The 21,787-nt window shown below is 72.0% G+C and carries 20 protein-coding genes, 1 tRNA gene and 2 pseudogenes; 13 read left to right on the forward strand and 10 right to left on the reverse strand.

Annotated features, from left to right (window positions below; all coding sequences use genetic code 11):
• Positions 1–231: 231 nt before the first annotated feature.
• From ABD198_RS17840 to ABD198_RS17880, 9 genes are all read left to right on the forward strand, one after another.
• Entirely contained in the window at positions 232–1,086 is an 855-nt protein-coding gene (locus ABD198_RS17840; protein WP_344002459.1) for an LLM class F420-dependent oxidoreductase, read from the forward strand.
• Between the two features lie 144 nt (positions 1,087–1,230).
• Positions 1,231–1,479 (forward strand): hypothetical protein, encoded by a 249-nt coding sequence (locus ABD198_RS17845; RefSeq protein WP_344002462.1) that lies wholly within the window; start codon positions 1,231–1,233, stop codon positions 1,477–1,479.
• A 13-nt stretch (positions 1,480–1,492) separates the two neighbouring features.
• Positions 1,493–1,807 carry a DUF6087 family protein gene (locus ABD198_RS17850; protein WP_344002464.1) on the forward strand — a complete coding sequence of 105 codons (315 nt, stop codon included), beginning with the start codon at positions 1,493–1,495 and terminating at the stop codon, positions 1,805–1,807.
• A gap of 190 nt (positions 1,808–1,997) precedes the next feature.
• Positions 1,998–2,198: a hypothetical protein gene (locus tag ABD198_RS17855; protein ID WP_344002467.1), complete on the forward strand. Its 201-nt coding sequence runs from the start codon at positions 1,998–2,000 to the stop codon at positions 2,196–2,198.
• A gap of 98 nt (positions 2,199–2,296) precedes the next feature.
• Positions 2,297–4,882, forward strand: a complete 2,586-nt coding sequence (locus ABD198_RS17860) for a bifunctional FO biosynthesis protein CofGH (protein ID WP_344002469.1) — start codon at positions 2,297–2,299, stop codon at positions 4,880–4,882.
• A gap of 162 nt (positions 4,883–5,044) precedes the next feature.
• Positions 5,045–5,605, forward strand: a complete 561-nt coding sequence (locus tag ABD198_RS17865) for a L,D-transpeptidase (protein WP_344002473.1) — start codon at positions 5,045–5,047, stop codon at positions 5,603–5,605.
• Between the two features lie 244 nt (positions 5,606–5,849).
• The gene (locus ABD198_RS17870) at positions 5,850–6,401 is read left to right on the forward strand and encodes a hypothetical protein (protein WP_344002476.1); all 552 of its coding nucleotides are present in this window, start codon (positions 5,850–5,852) and stop codon (positions 6,399–6,401) included.
• A gap of 195 nt (positions 6,402–6,596) precedes the next feature.
• Positions 6,597–7,316, forward strand: a complete 720-nt coding sequence (locus ABD198_RS17875) for a tetratricopeptide repeat protein (RefSeq protein ID WP_344002479.1) — start codon at positions 6,597–6,599, stop codon at positions 7,314–7,316.
• 77 nt (positions 7,317–7,393) lie between these two features.
• Positions 7,394–8,512, forward strand: coding sequence for an ADP-ribosylglycohydrolase family protein (locus tag ABD198_RS17880; RefSeq protein WP_344002482.1), 1,119 nt, complete (start codon positions 7,394–7,396; stop codon positions 8,510–8,512).
• Positions 8,513–8,881: 369 nt separating this feature from the next.
• Here ABD198_RS17880 and ABD198_RS17885 read toward each other — a convergent pair whose 3' ends face one another.
• Positions 8,882–10,834 carry a DUF2062 domain-containing protein gene (locus ABD198_RS17885; protein WP_344002485.1) on the reverse strand — a complete coding sequence of 651 codons (1,953 nt, stop codon included), beginning with the start codon at positions 10,832–10,834 and terminating at the stop codon, positions 8,882–8,884.
• A gap of 178 nt (positions 10,835–11,012) precedes the next feature.
• Positions 11,013–13,937, reverse strand: a complete 2,925-nt coding sequence (locus tag ABD198_RS17890) for a serine hydrolase (protein ID WP_344002488.1) — start codon at positions 13,935–13,937, stop codon at positions 11,013–11,015.
• 235 nt (positions 13,938–14,172) lie between these two features.
• Between ABD198_RS17890 and ABD198_RS17895 the strand changes: the two genes are divergently transcribed.
• The 3 genes from ABD198_RS17895 to ABD198_RS17905 all read left to right on the forward strand — a co-directional run bounded on the left by ABD198_RS17895 (position 14,173) and on the right by ABD198_RS17905 (position 16,550).
• Positions 14,173–14,928, forward strand: coding sequence for a GOLPH3/VPS74 family protein (locus ABD198_RS17895; RefSeq protein ID WP_344002493.1), 756 nt, complete (start codon positions 14,173–14,175; stop codon positions 14,926–14,928).
• Positions 14,929–15,230: 302 nt separating this feature from the next.
• Positions 15,231–16,088: a Scr1 family TA system antitoxin-like transcriptional regulator gene (locus tag ABD198_RS17900; protein ID WP_167996148.1), complete on the forward strand. Its 858-nt coding sequence runs from the start codon at positions 15,231–15,233 to the stop codon at positions 16,086–16,088.
• A gap of 270 nt (positions 16,089–16,358) precedes the next feature.
• On the forward strand, positions 16,359–16,550 hold the full coding sequence (locus ABD198_RS17905) for a DUF397 domain-containing protein (protein ID WP_167996147.1): 192 nt from the start codon (positions 16,359–16,361) through the stop codon (positions 16,548–16,550).
• A gap of 219 nt (positions 16,551–16,769) precedes the next feature.
• On the opposite strand, the gene ABD198_RS17910 is transcribed toward ABD198_RS17905, so the two are convergent.
• The 7 genes and pseudogenes from ABD198_RS17910 to ABD198_RS17940 form a co-directional block, all read right to left on the reverse strand.
• A complete protein-coding gene (locus ABD198_RS17910; protein ID WP_425580500.1) occupies positions 16,770–17,300 on the reverse strand; it encodes a glutathione peroxidase in 531 nt (176 codons plus the stop codon).
• A 44-nt stretch (positions 17,301–17,344) separates the two neighbouring features.
• Positions 17,345–17,506, reverse strand: a pseudogene (locus ABD198_RS17915) (transcriptional regulator); the annotation flags it as partial.
• 271 nt (positions 17,507–17,777) lie between these two features.
• Positions 17,778–18,509: a nucleotidyl transferase AbiEii/AbiGii toxin family protein gene (locus tag ABD198_RS17920; RefSeq protein WP_344002498.1), complete on the reverse strand. Its 732-nt coding sequence runs from the start codon at positions 18,507–18,509 to the stop codon at positions 17,778–17,780.
• 111 nt (positions 18,510–18,620) lie between these two features.
• On the reverse strand, positions 18,621–19,439 hold the full coding sequence (locus ABD198_RS17925) for an SAM-dependent methyltransferase (protein ID WP_344002501.1): 819 nt from the start codon (positions 19,437–19,439) through the stop codon (positions 18,621–18,623).
• Positions 19,440–19,679: 240 nt separating this feature from the next.
• Complete coding sequence (locus ABD198_RS17930; protein ID WP_344002504.1) at positions 19,680–20,069, reverse strand: hypothetical protein; 390 nt, start codon at positions 20,067–20,069, stop codon at positions 19,680–19,682.
• A gap of 27 nt (positions 20,070–20,096) precedes the next feature.
• A complete protein-coding gene (locus ABD198_RS17935; RefSeq protein ID WP_344002507.1) occupies positions 20,097–20,741 on the reverse strand; it encodes a hypothetical protein in 645 nt (214 codons plus the stop codon).
• A 483-nt stretch (positions 20,742–21,224) separates the two neighbouring features.
• Positions 21,225–21,362 (reverse strand): hypothetical protein, encoded by a 138-nt coding sequence (locus tag ABD198_RS17940; protein WP_344002510.1) that lies wholly within the window; start codon positions 21,360–21,362, stop codon positions 21,225–21,227.
• A gap of 127 nt (positions 21,363–21,489) precedes the next feature.
• Here ABD198_RS17940 and ABD198_RS17945 point away from each other — a divergent pair.
• Positions 21,490–21,657 (forward strand): annotated as a pseudogene (locus tag ABD198_RS17945) (site-specific integrase); the annotation flags it as partial.
• A 15-nt stretch (positions 21,658–21,672) separates the two neighbouring features.
• Here the strand turns inward: ABD198_RS17945 and ABD198_RS17950 are convergent.
• A tRNA-Arg gene (locus tag ABD198_RS17950) sits at positions 21,673–21,748 on the reverse strand.
• Positions 21,749–21,787: the final 39 nt, after the last annotated feature.

Below are 21,787 nucleotides of genomic sequence, written 5' to 3' on the forward strand. Positions count from 1 at the left end.
CCAGCGGTCCGTGACCACCCGATCGAGACTCCCGTTCGAAACGCATCCCTCAAGATCGGAACGACAACAGCCTCTGACTGTGGTTCCGACCTGACATGGGTGGTGCAGGGGTGGGACACGGGTGGTGCGTGCCACCTTTGTAGTGAGCGGTGAACTGCCGTGGAAGGCAAGGGGATCGGCGGATTTCCGGTGCGTGCGGGGAAAGGATCGCGTGCGGGGTAGGGATGGTGCATGCGTATCGCCGTCACGATCTTCCTCACCGACGAGACCATCACCCCCGTCCGGCTCGCGCGTGAGCTGGAGCAGCGCGGGTTCGCGGGCCTGTATCTGCCGGAGCACACCCATATCCCGGTGGAGCGGACCACGCCGTTCCCGGGCGGCGGGGAGCTGCCGCGCGAGTACGGCCGCTGTCTGGACCCCTTCGTCGCGCTCGGTCAGGCCGCCGCGGTCACCGAGCGGCTCGGGCTCGGCACCGGCATCACCCTGGTGGCCCAGCACGACCCGATCGTCCTGGCCAAGCAGATCGCCACCGTGGACCACCTGTCCGGCGGACGCCTCACCCTCGGCGTCGGCTTCGGCTGGAACGTCGAGGAGGCCGCCGACCACGGCGTCGACTGGCCCACCCGGCGTGCGCTGGTGCGCGACCGGATGGCCCTGATGCGGGCGCTGTGGGCCGACGAACCCACCGCCTACGAGGGCGAGTTCTGCAGTGTCCGGGCCAGCCACGCTCACCCCAAGCCGGTGCAGCGGCCGCGCGGCCCGGTGACCGGCCCGCGCACCCTGGTCGGCGGGACGGCCGGCCCGAAGCTCTTCGCCCACATCTGCGAGTACGCCGACGGCTGGCTCCCCATCGGCGGCCGGGGCCTGTCCGAGTCCCTGCCGAAGCTGCGCGCCGCCTGGGCCGACGCGGGCCGCGACCCGGACGCCCTCCAGGTCGTCCCCTACGCCGTCCACCCGAACCCGGGCAAGCTCGCCCACTACGCCGACCTCGGCATCGAGGAGGTCGTGGTCCAGCTGCCGTCGGCGGGGGAGAGCGAGGTACTCAAGGCGCTGGAGGCGTACGAGCAGTACATCGCAGGCCGGTGAGCGTTTCCGGCGGCGGCAGCCAGCCGGTCACTGGTCGGGTCACGTCCAGACGTTCAGCTCGGCCGTCCGGTGACCCTGCCCCGACGCTGACAGCTGGACCCTGTACCACAGCGCTGAGTTCGGCCAACTGATGGACGTATTGCCATGCATCGTCGCGGACGCGCGCTTCGCTGCCGCCGTGCCGCGCTGTTCGACGAAGGCGAGGCGGAGCGCGGCGCCGCCGCGGCCCACCAGGCACTCGACGACGCCGCCCGCACCGACTCCACCCTCGTCGCCTCCCGCCTCAACACCCTGCTCGACGCCGCCCGCCCGTACGGGACCGCCGCGGTCGACGAGGTGAGGACCCGGGCGACCGAGCTCACCGCCGCCCGCCCGACCACGATCGCCGCCTGAGACCATCGAGCCCATGGGCAAGCACCGCCGACCCGGCCCCCCGAACCAGCCGTCCCGCGCCGTCCCACGCGTGAACGCCGACGACCCGCTCGCCGCGTACAACAAGCGCCGCCTCTCGCCGATGGACGTGCACCGCCGGCACCGCCCCCTCCACGGCGGCGCCGGCCACCTCCGGCCGGACGAGCCGAGGGCGCTGGAGGAGTGGAACGGATTCTCGTACGAGCCCGCGGGTACCGCCGCGAACCTCGCGGAGGCCCAGCGGTGGGTCAACGAACAGACGACCGACACGACCGGCGGCCCGGCCGAGGAACATCGGAACAGCGATTAGCGGTAGCAGTGATTCCGCTTCCGGGTCCCGCTCCCGAAGCTGCCGCCAAGTGACGAGCAGCTGTGCGTGACGGTCGTTGCGGACGGTGATTCTCATAAATGACCATCTGTGAGAGTTCTGCGAGAGCCCCCGAAGCGATCACGTTTCCGCAGGTCGCCACTCGCAAAAGTCCTCTCGAAACCGGCGTGTTGTGCGAGGCAGTCCTGAGAGACCGCCGTCATGGACCCTCGAAGGCCAGGTCGCCGCGGCGGCCAAGGGCAACCACGGCGCGGGCGCGGTGCTGCTGACCGCCTTCCTGCTCTGGATCACCCTGCACCGCCACCGCCCGGCCGCCCTGGCCGCCGCCGGTCCGACCTGCGCCCTGGGCCTCGGCTGGCTGGCCTTCCACTGACGAAGCCCGCAGAGTGGCCAGTGCGGCCTTGCGCGAGTGGCCGGAAGCGGTACGGAGCGTTCATGCCCGTCGGATCAGGGCGATCGTATGCTCGGAGGATGACGAATGCCGCGACCTCCGGATCCGGACCCACCGAGAACTCCCTGCGTCGAGCCCTGAAACGGGCCCGGGACGGGGTCTCGCTCGACGTGGCCGAGGCGGCGGTGCTGCTCCAGGCCCGGGGCGAGCATCTGGAGGACCTGTCGGCCTCGGCCGCCCGGGTGCGGGACGCGGGCCTTCAGGCGGCCGGGCGGCCCGGCGTCATCACGTACTCCAAGAGCGTCTTCATCCCGCTGACCCGGCTGTGCCGGGACAAGTGCCACTACTGCACCTTCGTCACCGTGCCCGGCAAGCTGCGCCGCGCCGGCCACGGGATGTTCATGTCGCCGGACGAGGTGCTGGACATCGCCCGCAAGGGTGCCGCCCTCGGCTGCAAGGAAGCCCTCATCACCCTCGGCGACAAGCCGGAGGACCGCTGGCCTCAGGCGCGCGAGTGGCTGGACGCGCACGGCTACGACGACACCCTCGCCTACGTCCGTGCCGTCTCCGTCCGCATCCTGGAGGAGACCGGTCTGCTGCCGCACCTCAATCCCGGCGTGCTGACCTGGACCGACTTCCAGCGGCTCAAGCCGGTCGCGCCCTCCATGGGCATGATGCTGGAGACCACCGCGACCCGCCTGTGGTCCGAGCCCGGCGGCCCCCACTACGGCTCCCCGGACAAGGAGCCCGCCGTGCGCCTGCGGGTGCTGGAGGACGCCGGCCGCTCCTCGGTCCCCTTCACCTCCGGCATCCTCATCGGCATCGGCGAGACCTACGAGGAGCGCGCCGAGTCGCTGTTCGCGCTGCGCCGGATCGCCCGGACCTACCACGGCATCCAGGAGCTGATCATCCAGAACTTCCGCGCCAAGCCGGACACCGCGATGCGCGGCATGCCGGACGCGGAACTCGACGAGCTGGTCGCCACCGTCGCCGTCGCCCGGCATGTGCTCGGCCCGTCCGCCTGCCTCCAGGCGCCGCCGAACCTGGTCGACGCCGAGTACGAGCGGCTGATAGCGGCCGGCATCGACGACTGGGGCGGCGTCTCCCCGCTCACCATCGACCACGTCAACCCCGAACGGCCCTGGCCGCAGATCGAGGAGCTGGCCGCGCGGTCCGCGGCGGCCGGCTTCGAACTGCGTGAACGCCTCTGCGTCTACCCGGAGTTCGTGCGGCGCGGCGAGCCCTGGCTGGACCCGCGGCTGCGCCCGCACGTGGCGGCGCTCGCCGACCCGGAAACCGGTCTGGCCCGCCCGGACGCGCAGCCGAGGGGGCTGCCCTGGCAGGAGCCGGACGAGGCGTTCACCGCCACCGGCCGCACCGACCTGCACCGCACCATCGACACCGAGGGCCGCAGCGCCGACCGCCGCGACGACTTCGACGAGGTGTACGGCGACTGGGGCGCCCTGCGCGAGGCGGCCGCCCCCGGCATGGCACCCGAGCGCATCGACACCGACGTCCGCCAGGCGCTGGCGACGGCCGCCGACGACCCGACCCGGCTCACCGACGCCGAGGCGCTCGCCCTGCTGCACGCCGACGGCCCGGCGCTGGACGCGCTGTGCCGGATCGCCGACGACGTCCGGAAATCGGCGGTCGGTGACGACGTGACGTACATCGTCACCCGCAACATCAACTTCACCAACGTCTGCTACACCGGCTGCCGCTTCTGCGCCTTCGCCCAGCGCCGCACCGACGCCGACGCCTACACGCTGTCGCTGGAGCAGGTGGCGGACCGGGCCCAGCAGGCCTGGGACGTGGGCGCGGTCGAGGTGTGCATGCAGGGCGGCATCCACCCCGACCTGCCCGGCACCGCCTACTTCGACCTGGCGAAGGCGGTGAAGGACCGCGTCCCCGGCATCCATGTGCACGCCTTCTCGCCCATGGAGGTGGTCAACGGCGCCACCCGCACCGGCCTGTCCATCCGCGAGTGGCTGACGGCGGCGAAGGAGGCGGGCCTGGACACCATCCCGGGCACGGCGGCGGAGATCCTCGACGACGAGGTCCGCTGGATCCTCACCAAGGGCAAGCTGCCGGCGTCGACCTGGATCGAGGTCGTCGAGACCGCCCACGAGCTGGGCATCCGCTCCTCCTCCACGATGATGTACGGCCATGTGGACCAGCCCCGCCACTGGCTGCGCCACCTGCGGACCCTCGCCGGGATCCAGCAGCGGACCGGGGGCTTCACGGAGTTCGTCACCCTGCCCTTCGTACACACCAACGCCCCCGTGTACCTGGCCGGCATCGCCCGCCCCGGCCCGACGGTCCGCGACAACCGCGCGGTGACGGCGATGGCCCGGCTGCTCCTCCACCCGCACATCCCCAACATCCAGACGAGCTGGGTCAAACTGGGCGCCGAGGGTGCCGCGGAGATGCTCCGCTCCGGCGCCAACGACCTGGGCGGCACGCTGATGGAGGAGACGATCTCCCGGATGGCGGGCTCCTCCTACGGCTCCTACAAGTCGGTCAAGGACCTGATCGCGGTGGCCCGCGCGGCCGGCCGCCCGGCGCGGCCCCGCACCACCCTCTACGGCGAGGTCCCCGAGGAGCGCCGCAGGGCGGCCGAGGCCTCGGACGGGCACCTGCCCGAGCTGCTGCCGGTGCTGGACTGACCAGGCCGGACCGGGGGAGGGGGGCGGGCAGGAAACAGGGGATCGGGCTGGCAGGAAGCAGGGGATCGGGCTGGCAGGAAGCAGGGGCTCGGGCTGGCAGTAGGATGATCCGACCCCCCTCGCGGGGGGTCGGACTGTGCCCGACCGAGGAGATGCGTACCGGTGTCTGCCCGACTTCCCTCGTGGGCCTGGGTGACCGGGCTGACCACGGGGGCGATCGCCGTGGTGGCCGTCCTGGCCGTGCAGGCGGACCAGGGGACCAAGCCCACCGCGTCCGCGACCCGGCCCAGCGCGTCGGCGACGGCGGACGCGAAACCGCCGTCCAAGCCGGAGGAGCCGCCCGCCGTGCCCGCCGGCTCCGGCACCGGCCGCCGCATCGTCTACTCCCTCGGCGACCAGCGGGTCTGGCTGGTCGACGCCAGCGACACCCCCCGCCGCACCTTCAAGGTGTGGCCCGGCACGGTCACCCCGGACCCCGGCACCTACACCATCGGCACCCGCACCGAGGCCACCACCGGCAGCGACGGCGTCGAGGTCGAGCACATCATGTACTTCGCCGTGAAGTCCGGCGTCTCGGTCGCCTTCTCCAACGCCGTCGACGGCTCCTCGCCCCCGCCGGCCGCCTCCGGCACCAAGACCGGCGGCATCCGGGTCGGCAAGGCCGACGGCAAGGCGCTGTGGGCCTTCGGCACGGCGGGGACCACGGTCCGCGTGGTCGAGTAGCCGAGCAGGCGAGCGGTGGAGTACCGGGCGGGGTCAGCCGGAGGAGTCCCCAAGGAGACCAGCGCCATGTAGAGGGCGACGGACGCGGTGAGCAGGGTCGCGGCCAGGGGCAGCGCCCCGCGAGAGGCAGCAGCAGTCGGCATGTCACCTTCCCTTCCCGCCTCCCCCCGCACCTCAACCGCCCGACGAGCGATCCTGAGCCACAATGGGTCACGTCAACTTCACGGTGCGGAAGGGGTGTTCGGTGGCGGATGCACAGCTGTCGATGCAGCAGCTGGTCCAGCGGCGCAGAAGCGCCGCCCTCGTCGCCCGCAGCGCCGAACGCGAGTCGTTCCGGGCCAACTTCGACATCCCGCCCGGGGACGCCCGCCACCGCTTCCTGTTCCATGTGCACGGCACCACGGGCATCGGAAAGACCTACCTCATCGGCGAGTTCGAACAGATCGCCCGCGAGCGGGGCGCGCTCACGGCCTGCGTCGACGACCGCGCGGCGAGCAGCGTCCCGGAGGCGCTCGCGGTCATCAGCCGTCAGTTCGCCGAGCAGGGACGGCGGCTGAAGGAGCTGGAGCGCCTCCTCGAAGCCCACCGCGAGCGGCGGCACGAGGCGGAGACCGCCGCCCTCGCCGCCCTCGACCCCGCCCCAGGCGGCCCCTCCGCCGGCAGCATGACCGTGGCCCGCGCCGGGCTCGTCGGTCTGGGCCTCGTCCCGGGCATCGGCGCCTTCACCGGCGCGATCGACCCCACCCAGCTCGCCCAGGGCGCCGACCGGCTGCGCTCCGGCCTGCGGGCACGCTGACCCGCCCAGGACGCCCCCGGCTGGGCGCCCCGGACGTACCCGCCGAACACCACCGGCCCCTTCCCCGGCGTCCCCGCGGGCGCCACCGCCTCCGGGACGGCCGGCGCGCCCTGGTCGTCGTACCCGCCCCCGCCGCCCTACCCCCCGGCGCATCCGCCGTACCCGGTCACCGCGCCCCGCACCGACGAGCCGGCCGTGGACCTCGCGCCCCGGGTCGTCGCGCGCGCCCACCGCAGCCGGGCCGTCGCACGCGCCGTTCGCGGGGAGTACGCCGCGGCGGTCGGCGACCTCGACCGCGCGCTCGCCCTCACCCCCGACGACCCCGGCTGCCTCTCCTTGCGCGGCGAGTACCTCCGCACGCTGGGCCACCACGACAAGGCCCTGCGGGACCTGCAGCGGGCGGTGACGCTGGACCCCGCGCACGACTACGCGTGGGCCTCCCTGGGTGCCACCCGTCTCGCCCTCGGCGACCCGGACGCCGCGCTCGCCGCCCTCGACCGCGCGCTCGGCCTGAAGTCCGACTACCCGTGGGCCCTGATCCGCCGCGCCCGCGTCTGGCGCGCCCTCGGCGACCCCGGCCGCCAGCTGGCCGACCTCGACCGCGCCGTCGGCCTCCAGCCCGACTCGCCCTGGGCTCACTGCGAACGCGGGGACGCGCTCCGCGCCGCCGGCCGCCACGAGGAGGCCCTGGCCGCCTACGACCGCGCCCTCGCCCTCGACCCCGAGTACGCCTCGGCGTACGCGAGCAGGGGAGTGACCCGGCATCACCTGGGCCGTTCCGCCGAGGCGCTGGCCGACCTCGACCGGGCCCTGCAGCTGAAACCGCACTACGAGTGGGCCCGGGTCCAGCGGGAGGCGATCAGCGTCCCCGGCGAGGAACCACCCGCGGAACCACCTCCTCCGCCATCGGCCTGAACGCCCCCTCAGCAGCACCTCCGCATTCGATTAGAGTGCTGGGCGTCGTACGTATGGACGGTGCCTGGGAGGTCTGGGTGGGTGCCACTGCCGGGCCCGTGTGGGGCCGTCGCGAGCAGCAGGACTTCCGCAGCCGGGTGCGCGGGACGCTCCTCGGAGTGGCGGTCGGCGATGCGCTCGGCGCGCCCGTGGACGGGATGAGCGTCGCGGCGATCCGCGAGGCGCACGGCGCCGAGGGCCTCGTGGACATGGTCCCCGCGTACGGGCGCCGGGGCGCCGTCACCCACCACACCCAGCTGACCCTGTACTCCGTGGACGGTCTGATCCGCGCCCAGGTGCGCCGCGACACCGGCGCCTGGCATCCGCCGACCGATCTGCACCGGGCCTATCTGCGCTGGGCCACCACCCAGCGCGACTGGGGCCCGGACGAGCGCCGCAAGGAGGACGGCTGGCTGGCCCGCGAGGAGTGGCTGTACGCCCGCCGCGACCCGGCCCGCGCGCTGCTGGTCGGCCTCGGCGACGACACCATGGGCACCCCGGACGCGCCGAAGAACCCCGGCGAGGCCGGCCCGGAGGCGGCGGCCCGTTCCGCGCCGTTCGGTCTGCTCGTCGGCTGGGAGCCCCAGCTGGTGGCCCAGCTGGCCGTGGAGTGCGCCGCCCAGACCCACGGCCACCCGGTCGCCTGCCTCGCGGCGGCCGCGTACGCGGTGACCGTGCACGCGCTGGCCCGCGGCGAGAACCTGGACGCGGCGGTGCAGCAGACCCTCGCCCTGCTGGCCACCCGCCCCGGCCACCAGCCGGTCTCCGACGCGCTGCAGCAGGCGCTGGGCGCGGTGCGGCAGGGCATGCCCACCCCGGAGCGGGTGAGCGGTCTGATCGGCGCCGGAACCGCGGAGGGCGTCGTGTCCGCCGCCGTCTACTGCACCCTGGTCGGCCAGGACGTCCGGCGCTCGCTGTGCCTGTCCGTCAACCACGACGGGCCCTCCGCCGCGACCGGCGCCCTCACCGGCGGTCTGCTCGGCGCCCTGCACGGCGAGACGGCCCTGCCCCCGGCCTGGCTGGCCGAGCTGGAGGGCCGCCCCACCATCCTGGAACTCGCCGACGACTTCGCCATGGAGATGACCCAGGGCCCCGCCCTCCACAGCCCCGCCGCCTCCTCCCCGGCCTGGCTCGCCCGCTACCCCCGCGGCGCCTGACCGGCACCCCGGCCCGCAGCGGACGCAGCCGGCGTCCGCCGGGCCGCATCCCGGGCAAGGGGCCGCCCCCGAGGGCGTCCGGAAACCGGGCGGCGGTGCGCGCCGCCCGCTCCGCGGCGTCCGGCAGCCGGCCGAAGGCGAAGTACGGGTCCGGGCTGCCCTTCGGCGGGAGCGGGGACAGGCCCTCGTACCGGTAGCCGTACTGCTCGGCGACGCAGGCGAACGCGGCGAAGGCGCGCCAGGAGCCCCGCGGATTCCGGGCGTCGAACCGCTCGGCACCCCGCGCGCTCTCCCGCAGCAGCGCGGACAGCTGCGCCCGCAGCACCACATGCCCCCCGGAGCCGGCCGGACCGCGCGAACGCCGCGCCGTCAGCGCAGCTCCTCCGGGCAGGGTGTGCCGCGCGGCAGGGTGTACGGGGCGGCCAGCCGGTAGGTGCCCGGCTTGGGCGCCAGCAGCACCGTCCAGCGGTCGCCGTTGGCGTCCTCCTCCGTCTCCATCAGACAGCCGTTGACGTTCTCGAACGTCCTCGGCTCACCCTCCGGGCGGTTCTTGGAGACCTCCGTCTCCTGCGGGGGCTCCAGCTTCCTGCCCTCCTCGTCGACGATGCTCAGCCACGGCGAGTACGGGATGCGCACCAGGATCCGCCCGGCCTTCTCCACCCGCATCGTCATCTCGCCCTGCTCGGCCCGCTCCACCACCGCGTTCGGCTCCGCCAGCGGCGTCGGATCGATCACCTCGAACAGCTGCCAGTTGGCGTCGCCCCAGATCTGCTTCAGATACGGCAGCCCCCGCTGCACCAGCTGCCGCTCCCGCTGGCCGCCGTCGCCGTCCGGCTCGTCCTTCGGCAGGACCACGTAGTGCACGGCCCAGCGCTTGAGCCACTCGTGGTAGTTCGCCGAGTTGAGGGTGTCGTCGTAGAACAGCGGGTTGCGTTCCATGTCCGCCTGGCGGTTCCAGCCGCGCGCCAGGTTGACGTACGGGGCGAGCGCGGACGCCTCCCGGTGCGAGCGCGCCGGGACGACCTCCACCCGGCCCCGCTCGGCGCCGACCTCCTGCAGCTCGTTCACCAGCGGCGCCAGCTCACGCGCCCAGGAGGCGGCCGGGGTGGTGTGCACGATGTCGTCGACCGACTTGAAGCCGATCCACCCGACGAAGGCGGCGAACGCCACCACGATCGTGTACCACTTGCGGGACTTCGGCACCGTGTAGGGCAGCGCGGCCACCAGCACCACGCCCGCGAACAGCATCGCCAGCCGGGTGATGTTGGACCCGATCTGCGAGCTGATGAGCCACACCAGCACGACCCCGAGCCCGTACACCGCCGCCGTCAGCCGGACCGTCCGCCACCCCCGCGGCACCACCAGGTACACCACGATCGACAACGCCAGGGGGATGATCACCGAGCCGAAGATCATCGGCTGCGTCCCCGAGAACGGGAACAGCCACGCCGACAGCGCCACCACCGCACTCGGCGCCAGACCCAGGGCCCACGCCCCCGGCCGCCGCTTCTGCAGGAACAGCGCCACCGCCACCAGACCCACGAACAGCCCCGCCACCGGCGAGGCCATCGTCGCGAGCGCCGCCAGCGGGGCCGCGCACAGCGCCTTCGCCCAGCGCTTGTACCGCCACTTGTGCGGCCAGCAGAACACCACCGCGACCGCGCCCAGCGCGAACATCGTGCCCAGGCCGAACGTCACCCGCCCCGAGGCGGCATTGCACAGCAGCGCGAACACCCCGGCCAGCGCCGCCCACAGGGGATTGCGGACCGCCCGGCTGCGCATCAGCATCAGCGTCAGCAGCCCCGCCGAGGCGGTCCCGGCGATCATCATGGTCGTCCGCACACCGAGCAGCGACATCAGGTACGGCGACACCACGCTGTACGACACCGGGTGCATCCCGCCGTACCAGGCGAGGTTGTACGCCCGGTCCGGATGCCGGCCGACGAACTCCGCCCAGGCGTCCTGCGCCGCGAGGTCCCCGCCACTGTTGGCGAACGTGAAGAACCAGACGATGTGCAGCACTCCGGCGAGCCCGGTGACCGACAGCACGGGGTGCCGCAGCATGCGGGCACGCAACGCGAGGAACGCGGCCCGGGAACGGGAGCCGCGGGCAGCTTCCCCGGTCACGGAAGGGGCGTCGTCGGCGGGCCGCCCCGAAGCCTCACGCTCACGCTCCGGGACGGTTCTGTCCGGTGCGCCCCCGTCCACCGCGGAGTCCCGTTCGTCCACGCCTATTCGCGGACCGTCAGGCCCCTGCCCGGGTTCCGGTCGTCCGGTGCCCGGACCGGAGTCGTCGGCGTGTGTCGGCTCCGCTGTGGCCACCTGAAGGCACTCCCCGTGTCCCGTCTTCCGTATCGGCTGCCGCGTGTCGTCCGCAGCCGTTCCCACTGCGTCCGGTCGCCCGCGACCTGCCCGTTTCGTGACGCTAGCAGACCCCCTGCCGGCCGTCGTCCGCGACGGGCGACGGCCGGCAGCGGGAGAGCGCAGGTCACAGCGTGGATCAGGCGATGCGCGTCAGCTTGTCCGTGAAGCCGGGCTCCACGAGATCCTCCTTCAGGGCCACCGGCACCTTCACCGCGCTGCTCGACCCGTCACCGACGGTCAGCGTGCCGACCTCGGTGCCGGCCTCGGCGCTGTGCGGCACGGAGCCGGGGGCGAAGGACATCCTCACCTTCAGGCCCGCCCAGCCGACGGAGGAGACGTCCTTGGTGACCACGACCGGCGTACGGCCGCCGAGCTGGTCGTCCACATAGCCGACCACTGTGCCCTTCTTCACGACCTTCGCCGAGATCAGCGCGTCCTCGGCGGCCTCCAGCGCCGTCTGGCTGACCCGGTTGGCCGTCTCGAGGATCTTCGGCTTGTGCTGGCCGAGGATCGCGCCCACGACCGTCACCGTCCGCCCGTCGACCTCCTCGCGGGAGGCGAAGAGCAGGTTGCCGCCGGCCTTCGTGGTGCTGCCGGTCTTGATGCCGATGGCGCCCATCCGGTACGGCAGCTCGTTGTAGTTCGTCCAGTACTTGCCGGAGGGGTCGGTCCAGCTCGCCGCGCTGGTGATGGCCACCAGAGCGGGGTTCTTGACCACCGCACGCCCCAGCTTCACCTGGTCCTCGGCCGTGGAGACGGTGGTCTCCTTCAGGCCCGAGGGGTCGGTGTAGCGGGTGTCGCTCATCCCGAGCTCCTTGGCGGTGTCGTTCATCTTCTTGACGAACGCCGCCTCGGAGCCCGCGTCCCAGCGGGCCAGCAGCCGGGCGATGTTGTTGGCGGAGGGGATCATGACGGCGGACAGGGCCTGCTTGAGCGTGAGCTCGTCGCCGGCCTTGACGGTGTCCAGCGTGGACTCGCCGTCCTTGTTGTAGCCGCCCTCCTTCTCCGCCGTCTCGTCGATCTTGATCTTCGGGCCTTCCTCCCCGGGCTTGAGGGGGTGGTCCCGCAGGATGACGTACGCGGTCATGGTCTTGGCGACCGACCCGATGGCCACCGGCTTCTGCTCGCCGAAGTGGTCCATCGAGCCGACCCCGTCGACATGCATCCAGCCCTGGCCCTCGCCCGGCCACGGCAGCCGCACCTTGTCGCCCTCGAACACGTAGGGCTCCGCGGTGACGGTCAAGGTGGGTTCCGGCAGCGGGCGCACGGCCTGCGCGACCGCAAAGATGATCACCAGCAGCAGGACCAGCGGCGTCCAGATCTTCACCCGCCGCACGGCCGTGCGCAGCGGAGTGTCCGGCGGCGGCGGGGTGTTGGTCAGCTCGGCGAGCAGATCCAGCGGCGGCTTCGGCGGCAGCGGCTGCTGGGCCGTGCGCTCGGGCCCGATCTGCGGCAGCGCGGTGGTGGCCTCGGCGGCGGACGGCTCGGTGCGGGCGGGCTTGCGGACGCCGGGGTCGTCCAGCGACTTCAGCGCGACGAACTTGCTGGTCCGCTCGGCCTCGGCCCCGGCCTCGGACCCGGACCCCGGCTTCGAGCCCGACTGCGGCTTCGACTCCGGCTTCTGATCCGGCTTCTGATCCGGCTTCTGATCCGGCTTCGAGGCACGCTCGCCCTGGCTCTGATCGGAGCGGTCGACCCGGAGCATGGTGGTGGCCTGGTCCAGCGCCGGCCCCGAACGGACGGTCTTGAACACGGCGGTCGGCTGATCGACCGCCCGCTCGGCCTTCCCGCCCTTGCCACCCGAGTCGCCCTTCGGGCCGCCCAAGCCCTCGGCTACGCCGCCGTCCTTGCCCGGGGTGCCCTTGGACGCGGGCGCGCCGGAGGAGCGGGAGCTCTGGTCAAGGGTGGCCTTGGGTGCGGGTGCGCCGGGGGAGCGGGTGCCCTGGGCGGGGGTGCTCTTGGGTGCGGGTGCGCCGGGGGAGCGGGTGCCTTGGGTGGAGGTGCTCTTGGGACCGTCGTCGTCACGCCCGGCCTTGGCCTTGGCGCCGACGTCGCGGCCGGCTGCCTTCGCCTTGCCGGATGCGGCGTCCCCGGCCGGGGTGGCGTTTTTGGCGCCGACGGCGGGCGCGTCCTTGGCGTCGTTGTCGCCCTGGGCGTCCCTGGCATGCGTGGCGCTCTTCGCTCCGGCAGCGGCAGCCCTCGCGGCCGCCGTGCCGGAGGCGGCGTGCCCGCCGCCGTTGCCCGCGGCGGCCGGTGCGTCCGTGGCATCGGCGCGGTCCACGTCCGGTGCGTCCTTGGCGCCCTTCGCGTCCTGCGCTCCGGCATCGGCAGCCTTGGCCGTCTCGTCGGACGCGTCGCTCCCGGACGGGGTGGTGGCCCGGCCCGCCTTGTCGGATGCCGTGCGCTCGCGGTCCCCGCCTGCGGCGCCCTCTGCGTGCGAGGCCTCGGAGTCGCCGCCGGCGGAGTCGTTCGCCCGGGCGGAAGCCGAGCGCTCGGCGTCGTCGGCTGCGTCGCCCTCAACGCCGTCGTCCTCGTCGGCCGCCCGGCCCTTGCTCTTCTCGCCGTTCGCACCGGCCTCAGCGGACGCACCGTCCTCCGCGTCAGACGCCTCAGACGCCTCAGACGCCTCAGAGGTCCCAGACGCCCCAGACGCCCCGGACGCCCCGGACGTCGACTCGCCGGAGTCCGCCCCCCGGACCCACGCCGCGACCGCGTCCCGCAGGCGCCCGTCGCCGTTGGTCGCAGCCTCGTGCTGCTCCTCGCTCGACGGCGTCTTCGCAGACCCCGCGTCCGCGTCACCGGCCTTCTGCGCACCGTCGCCCGTATCGCCGTCGGAACCCTTCCGCGGCCGTACCGACAGCACCTGGGTGGCCGTGTCGACCCTCGGCCGAGCCTCGGCGGACTTCGCGGACTTGGCGGGAGCGGCCTCGCGGGCGACCGCCAGGCGCGGGTCACGCGCCTCCGTGGAGCTTCTCGCCTCGGGAACCGGGCCCGCGCTCCCCGACGTCGTTCCTGCCGACGACTCGCGCTGCTTCGACTTGTCGGGGGACTCGCCCGCCACCGATGCCTCCTCCATGTGCCGCACGCACGTGTGCGCCAACCGAACCGTGAACCGCCCGCCCGGCAACGCCTCGGAGCGCTGTCCGAACCATGTACCAGTGTCCTGTGTGCGGGCCTACCCCACGCGGTAGACGAGAACGACATACCTACCGGTTCCCTTACGAACCGGTCACGCACCCTCGACAGACCAATGTGAGAGGGGTCACCCTGTCATTCATCCACGCGGGGAGGCATGGATGGGCAGGAGCCGCAGAACACTTCCGGAGGAGCTTCTGCTGCTGGCACTGGACCCGGCCACGGGTACCACTGCACAGCCGCAGTCGCTCGACCTCGGTCTGGCCGGAGCACAGCTAGTGGAGCTGGCGCTGGCCGGACGGATAGCCCCAGACGGGGATCGTATCGCCGTGGTGGTACCACGGCCGACAGGAGATCCGACACTGGACCACGCACTGGAGTTGCTGCGACGGCGCGGCGCCCCGGTGCGCGCGGTCCACTGGATCGGCGGGCCGCGTCTCGGGCTCCGCCAGACCTACCTCTCGCATCTGGAGCGGTGCGGCATGGTGCAGGCCGTGGCCGGACAGATGTGCGGGGTGCTGCCGACGACTCGCTACCAGGCGACGGACACCGAGATCAGCCGGGAGATCAGGGCCCGGCTGGACGCCGCGATCCGTACCGGTGTGCCGCCGGACCCGCGGACCGCGGCGCTCGCCGCCCTGGCCCACGCGGTCGGCCTCGGCAAACACCTGTATCCGGGGAACGAGGGACGTTCGTCCCGCTCCCGGCTGCGGGATCTGATCCGGCACGACCCGATGGGCGGCCTCGTGGCGCACGCCGTGATGGACGTCCAGAACGGTGTGGCCTCGCAGCCGCGCCGCAGCCCCGCCGCCGGCAGGCAGCCCGCCCCGGGCGGCCGGCGGGGCACGGCGGACCCTGCACGAGGTGTTCCCACACAACCGCGCCGCGGATCCATGGCGCGAGCCGCGGCCCACTGAGGCACGGCAGCACAGACCCGGTCACGGGAGCCGCTGTCCGAGCGGGGCGGAGAGAATGCACGGACTCTCTCCGCCCCGCTCGGCGTGCCCGCAGGCTACAGTCCCGCGTGCGGCCGACCCCGTGAACTGGCGTGTACTCGTCGAATATCGACCGTTTCCCAGCGGCAGCGGACCTCTTGGTGGCAATCTGCTCAACAGCAGATACGCAAAGTGGCAGAGCAAGCACGAGAAGTACGAAGTACGAAGTACGAAGTGCGAGTACGAGTACGAGTACGAGGCACGCAGCCGGAGGTGCACGTCCCGTGGCGTCCAATGTCAATCCCACCGTCAGGCGACGCCGGCTGGGCCAGGAGTTGCGCAGGCTCCGCGAGCTCAAGGGCATGACGGCGGAGGAAGTGGCGGAGCGGCTGCTGGTGTCGCAGTCGAAGATCAGCCGTCTGGAGAACGGGCGGCGCAGCATCAGCCAGCGCGACGTCCGCGACCTGTGCAATGTCTACGAGGTGGAGGATCAGCGCATCGTCGAGTCCCTGATGCAGATGGCCAAGGACTCGCGTCAGCAGGGCTGGTGGCACGCCTTCGGCGACATCCCGTACAGCGTCTACATCGGCCTGGAGACCGACGCGGAGTCGCTCCGGGTCTACGAACCCCAGATCATCACCGGCCTGTTGCAGACCCGCGCCTACGCGGAGGCCATCATCCAGGGCGGTTCGCCGGAGGCGTCGGAGCAGGAGAACGACAAGCGGGTCGAGGTCCGGCTGCGCCGGCAGAGCCGTATCACCGCCGAGAAGGACCCGCTGCGGCTGTGGGTGGTGCTGGACGAGGCGGCGCTGCACCGGGTGGTCGGCAGCCGCCAGGTGATGCGCGAACAGCTGGAGCACGTCCTGGAGATGAGCCGGCTGCCGCACATCACCGTGCAGGTGCTGCCGTTCGAGGTCGGCGCGCACGCCGGCATCAACGGCCAGTACTCGATCCTGGAGTTCGCCGACGCGGCCGACTCGAGCGTGGTCTACATCGAGGGCGTCACCAGCGACCTGTACCTGGAGAAGCCGCACGACGTACAGAAGTACACCGTGATGTACGAGCACTTGAGGGCCCAGTCGCTGAACGTGGAGGCCTCGCGCCGGCTCGTCGAGCGGATCGCGAAGGAGTACGCGCGCTGAGCCCTGCCGGCCGGGCGCCGCTGACGTCTGCCGGGCGCAACTACCGTCTGCTGGGCGGTGCGGGGCGAACCTTACATCCTCACCGTGCCAAAATGGAAGACTCGCCTGGAATATGTCCCTAGTTGAGTGAAGGACTGTCCCGAAAGAGGAGGGTGGCGAGTAGCGTCGATCACGCCAACCACGAGTCGAGGTTGGCGCAATCCGTTCTGCGGGTCCTTGCCGGAATGCGCAGCCCGGTGACGCAACTCAGTAACTGGCTACGGAGCGAACATGGCAATTCGTCTGGGCGCCACGGAAACGTGGACGACGTCCTCCTACACAAACAACAACGGCGCGTGCGTGATGGTCAGGTCGACCACCGAGGAAGCGCTGGAACTCGGCGACACCAAGATCCCCGAGGGTCCGAAGCTGGCGTTCCCCGCGGACGCGTGGAGCGCGTTCGTGGCCGCGGTCAAGTCCTAGCCCGGGCGGCGAAAGACCCTCAAGCACCACCGACAGAGCCCTCTCGACGAGTTCGCCGTCCTTGCCGAGAGGGCTCGGCTTGTGCCCAGCAAGCACCGCAGCACGTCCCGCCGACACCCGTGTCACCGCTCCCGCGCCTGCCTCGCTCCCCTCTGTCGGCCCCCCTGTCGCCGGACGGTCGTCGTCCCGCCCGGCGACACGGACATCCCGGCGGACGAGTCAGCCCAGGGCCTTCTCCACCGCCGCCACGACCTCGGCCGACTCCGGCTCGGTCTGCGGCGCGAACCGGGCGACGACCCGGCCGTCCCGGCCGATCAGGAACTTCTCGAAGTTCCAGCGGATGTCCCCGCTGTGCCCCCCGGCGTCGGCGTGACCGACCAGCCGCTCGTACAGCGGGTGCCGGCCCACCCCGTTGACCTCGATCTTCTCGGTCATCGGGAAGGTCACCCCGTACGTCGCCGAGCAGAACTCGGCGATCTCCTCCGCACTGCCCGGCTCCTGCCCGAGGAACTGGTTGCAGGGCACCCCGAGCACGGTGAACCCCCGCTCGGCATACCGCTCGTGCAGCCGCTCCAGCCCCTCGTACTGGGGCGTCAGCCCGCACTTGGAGGCCACGTTCACCACCAGGACGACCCGCCCGGCGTACTGCCCGAGCTCGGCCGGACCACCGGTGAGCGCACCGATCTCGACATCCAGGGGAGAGGCACCGCTGTTCTCGCTGTTCTCCGCATGCGTCATGGCATTCGTCATGCCCGGATGCTAGCCGCGCTATATGAACGCCCCCCAGGCGTTCAGGTCACCCATCCCACCCGCTGCGCGGTCACCGGCACGAACACCAGCTCGGCGCCGGAGATCTCACGCGGCGGGAACTCGTGCCGGTTCACCTGGAGCCGGTTCTCACGGAGCCACCGCGTCCCCGGCCCCAGGCCGTCCAGCGCCGCCGCCCAGCCGCTCCGCACGACCAGCGCCCCTCCTCGCCCTGACCTCCCTCACCGTCACGGCGGCCCTCCGCTCCCCCTCCCCCGCTTCCTCCCCCACCACACCCGAACCCCCCACCGCGCCAGCACCCCCACACCCAACGCCACGAGAACAGCCCCCGAGTCGATGACATGCGGCAACCCGGGAAAGAACCCGGTGATCATGACACCAGTGTGCTGACCTGCAGAGACGTTGCTCCAGTTGAGGCACGACAATCTGCGCGCGGCTGGGTGTGTCGGGGTCAGTCGGTCAGTCCGGCTCCGGCGGCTCTTCCCCGTTCTCCTGTTCCTCTTCCTCCTCCGGAGGTTCGCCCTCCAGGAGGCGTTCTGCGATGTCGTCGGCCCACTGCTGGGCCCAGCGGCGGAGTTCGTCGACGGCGGGGAAGTCGAGGCCCTGCCTGCGGAACTCGCTGTCGTCCAGCCAGTCGGTGCCGGTGAGGCGGGACTGGAGTTCGGCGAGGTCGAAGGTGTCGGGGGCATGACGGCGGCCGAGTTCCTCGAGCTCCAGATGGCTCCAGCGGTCGGCCACGGCGTGGACGCCGACGAGGTCGCGGGGCAGCCCCCGGTCGGCCAGCGCCCTCACCTTCGTACCCACGAGGTCCTCGAGGGAGAGCGCCGGCCCCGCCTCCGTCATCACCGGCGGCCGCCACAGCATCTCCTTCCGCAGGTCCACGGGGCACTCGTCGCCGTCCGCCGCCTCGCGCACCACCAGCCGCGCCGCCAGCGGGTCCGCCTGCACCTCCCCGACGACCCATCCGCGGGCCTCCAGCCCCGCCCGCACCGCGTCGGCGATCTCACCCATCGGCGCGGCGTCCTCGGTGGCCAGGTCCACGCCCCGGCTGACCCGCTCCGCCAGCCCGTGCGCCCGCACCGCGTCGCCCCCGGCCAGCACCAGCCCGTACGGGGCGCCGACGGCGAGCAGATCCGCCCGCAGCCGCTCGTGCACGGCGTTCGTCCCGGCAACCGGTCCCGCTGAGGCCATGCCCTGATTATCGCCCGCACCCCGCCGACCTGCGGAGACGGCGGGGCGGACGGGTGAGGCCCCTCAGCGGGCCGGAGTCGCCGTAAATCGTCGCGTAGCCACTCGGCGGGGCTACTCCTTGAGCGCCACGCCGCAGAACGCATCCAGGTCGGCCGGACCGCTCTCCTCGTCCTCGGGCCGCCACTCCGGCACCCGCACGACGCCCGGCTCCACCAGCTTCAGCCCGTCGAAGTACCCGGCGATCTCCTCGACGGCGCGCACGTAGTACGGCACCGCCCCGCTCTTCCGGTACGCCTCCGCGGCCGCGATCATGGGCTCGCTGGTGGCCGTACTGTCGGAGATCACCAGGTAGCTCCCGGACGGCAGCCGCGCCATCAGCCGCTGCACCAGGGCGCGTGCGTCCTCGTACGGGTCCACATGGCCGAGCGTGTTGAGGATCATGAGCCCGACCGGCTTCGAGAAGTCGAGCGTCTCGGCGGCGGCCCGCAGCACCTTGTCCGGGTCGTGCATGTCGGCGTCGATGTACGCGGTCTTGCCCTCGGGTGTGCTGGTCAGCAGGGCCTGGGCGTGCGCCAGCACGATCGGGTCGTTGTCCACGTACACGATCCGCGAGTCCGGGGCGACCCGCTGCGCCACCTCGTGTGTGTTGTCGGCGGTCGGCAGCCCCGTGCCGATGTCCAGGAACTGCCGGATCCCCTGCTCACCGGCGAGATACCGCACGGCCCGCCCGAGGAACTTGCGGCTGGAGACCGCCACGTCCACGAGCCCCGGGAAGATCTCCTTGATCTGGTCCCCGACCTCACGGTCGATCTTGTAGTTGTCCTTGCCGCCGATGAAGTAGTTCCAGAACCGCGCCGAGTGCGGCCTCGACGTGTCGATCCGCGCCCGTGTCTCGAAACCGGCACTGTCCTGAGCGATGTCCTCCGACACGGCTGAGCCTCCTGTGAGTGAACGGCGACCGGGTGCACCAGCCCACCAACCTACGTGAACTTGGCTCTTGACACCGCTAGTTGTGCAGGAAGAAGGCCGGGAGCCGGGCGAACGCGGTGGCGCCGCATGGCCCGCCCGGGTGGCGTCGGCTCGCCTCTGCCGCTGCGAGCCGACGCCACCCGGACGCGTACCACACGCCGGCCGGACGTGCGTCGCATGCAGCCGGGCGCGCTTCTCACATCAGCCGGCTGCCGACATGACGGCGCCGAGGAGGGCAGGGGCGATCACCAGCCCCGAGGCCCGTACGGCGGTCCCGCGCCCGCCGCCCGCCGTGAGCCTGCGCACCGCGAACGCCGCGACCAGGGCGAGCGGGAAGACGACCAGGGCCGCCTGGTCGATTCCGACACCGTGCCCGGACAGCCGCCCGGCACCCGTCATCGCCAGCGTCCCGGCGAGGAGCGCCAGCAGCACCGAACCGGCGCCGAACCAGCGGTCCTCGAGGTTCTCGACGACCTTGCCGAAACCGGCCCCCGCCAGCTTCATCCGCACCGAACTCACCAGCGCGGCACCCAGGACGGCGAAGCCGACGACGAGAAAGGCCCACTGCAGGACCGTCGCGACCGTGTGCATCGTCCGTCTCCTCCTTCTCCGGCCGTCCTACCAGCAGTTCTTGATGACCTGGTCGACGCCCAGGACTTCGGCCGCGAGGGCTCCGATGCCGGTTCCGGCCTCCTCGAAGACCTCCATGATCGCCTTCTTGAAGCTCTTCTTGCCGCGCTTCTTCTTGTCCTGGATCTTCTTGACGACCTGCTTGACGCCGCCGAGCTTGTCGATGGCCTTCTTGACCTTGTAGATCTTCCCGATGGCCAGCAGGTTCGAGCCGACGGCCAGCAGAATGCCCCGGGCGCAGCCACCGGCGTTGAACTTGAATGCCTGGATACGGCCCTCGCCGGCCCTCTCCCCGAGGCGCGCCTCGAGCCACTGCTCGGTGGCTTCCTGCCCCTGCTGCAGCACGTCGTCCGGGATCTCGCTGACGGCGCGGAGCGCCTCCTCCAGACCGGCGAAGGCGGCCTCCTCGTCCAGGCTCTCCAGCGCGCCCAGGCCGGCACCCGTCTCCGCCGCCATGCTCACCGAAGGCATCTCCGAGGCGGCTCGCTCCGCGCCCGTGGCGTTCGCCAGCGGAGCCGCTACGCCCAGGGCCACCGCGGCCGCCGTGAGGGCCGCGACGTCGCGGACCCTCTTGCGCCACTGGTCACTGCTGCTTCTGGCCGAGTGCTCAGCGGCGATGAATGACGTGGTCACGTCTCCCCCTGATGTTCCGTTGTCGTTCAGCATGCTGGTCGGGCATGCAGCCGCGTCGCGTCACATGACTGCTGGTCAGGCGGTCGTTGATCAACGCGGCCGTACCGATCTTGTGGTGAACATGTCCCTATGACAACGGATTTGAGGAAGTCCTGAGCGTCGACCTCACCACGGTGAGGCCGTGCCGGCCGAGAGCGCAGCCCTCAGGACTTGAGGACCTCCGGGTTGGCGCAGTGGGCCAGGGGCCCGGCGCGCAGGAATCGGGCGGCTTCGGAGGCGACGATGCGTGTCGCCTGGCCGCCGACTCCGGCCTCGGCCACGCTCCGGGCGGTCAGTCCGATGTGCCGGTGCCGTCAGAAGTGGATGTCAAAGGCCCCGGACCATGATCGGTCCGGGGTCATATCAGCGTCGACGACGGAACCGACGGATCTTGTCGCGGTCGTCTCGATGTCTGAACCCAGCAGCCGCCAACCGTCTGGACCGCTACGCGCCGGGAGCCCGGTACTGGACTTGCCCGGCATTGCGCAGGGCATCCATGGTTTCGTCGACGGTCAGGAGAACGGTCGTCTCGAACGAGCTGAGTGCGCCGCCTCCGCTGATCGCCAGGGCGACCGCAGCCATGGAGACGTTGTCAGGGGCCTCCCACAGTTGTAACCGTCGCGGCGCGCCCGGCGGAGCGGAGCGCAGCCGGGGCTTGAACCAGTAGCCAGCAGAAAGTTGTAACTCAGCCTGTGTGACGGGCCTTGAAGGGGAGAAGTGGCAGGAGTCGGACTACGTCTTCACCACCCGCACCGGGCGCCCGGTCGAGCCGCGGAACGTCTATCGCTCCTTCACCCGCGTCGCCCAGCCCGTCGGCCTCCGCGTGGTCCGGCTGGATGTCAGACCTGGATGTCAAACGGCCCGGACCATGATCGGTCCGGGCCGTATGTGCTGGTGCCCCCGGCAGGATTCGAACCTGCGACACCCGCTTTAGGAGAGCGGTGCTCTATCCCCTGAGCTACGAAGGCAGGGCCTGGTGGTGGCCTGTGGTCGTGGAGGACCACAGG

Source organism: Streptomyces thermocarboxydovorans (assembly GCF_039524635.1).
In the GTDB taxonomy this organism is placed as follows: Bacteria; Actinomycetota; Actinomycetes; order Streptomycetales; family Streptomycetaceae; genus Streptomyces; species Streptomyces thermocarboxydovorans.

Coding starts and splice junctions, on each gene's coding strand:
- ABD198_RS17845 (WP_344002462.1), top strand. CDS start 1,231: ATGCATCGTCGCGGACGCGCGCTTCGCTGCCGCCGTGCCGCGCTGTTC.
- ABD198_RS17860 (WP_344002469.1), top strand. CDS start 2,297: ATGACGAATGCCGCGACCTCCGGATCCGGACCCACCGAGAACTCCCTG.
- ABD198_RS17920 (WP_344002498.1), bottom strand. CDS start 18,509: ATGGCCTCAGCGGGACCGGTTGCCGGGACGAACGCCGTGCACGAGCGG.
- ABD198_RS17940 (WP_344002510.1), bottom strand. CDS start 21,362: ATGGCTGCGGTCGCCCTGGCGATCAGCGGAGGCGGCGCACTCAGCTCG.
- ABD198_RS17910 (WP_425580500.1), bottom strand. CDS start 17,300: ATGACGAATGCCATGACGCATGCGGAGAACAGCGAGAACAGCGGTGCC.
- ABD198_RS17930 (WP_344002504.1), bottom strand. CDS start 20,069: ATGCACACGGTCGCGACGGTCCTGCAGTGGGCCTTTCTCGTCGTCGGC.
- ABD198_RS17850 (WP_344002464.1), top strand. CDS start 1,493: ATGGGCAAGCACCGCCGACCCGGCCCCCCGAACCAGCCGTCCCGCGCC.
- ABD198_RS17905 (WP_167996147.1), top strand. CDS start 16,359: ATGGCAATTCGTCTGGGCGCCACGGAAACGTGGACGACGTCCTCCTAC.
- ABD198_RS17840 (WP_344002459.1), top strand. CDS start 232: ATGCGTATCGCCGTCACGATCTTCCTCACCGACGAGACCATCACCCCC.
- ABD198_RS17895 (WP_344002493.1), top strand. CDS start 14,173: ATGGGCAGGAGCCGCAGAACACTTCCGGAGGAGCTTCTGCTGCTGGCA.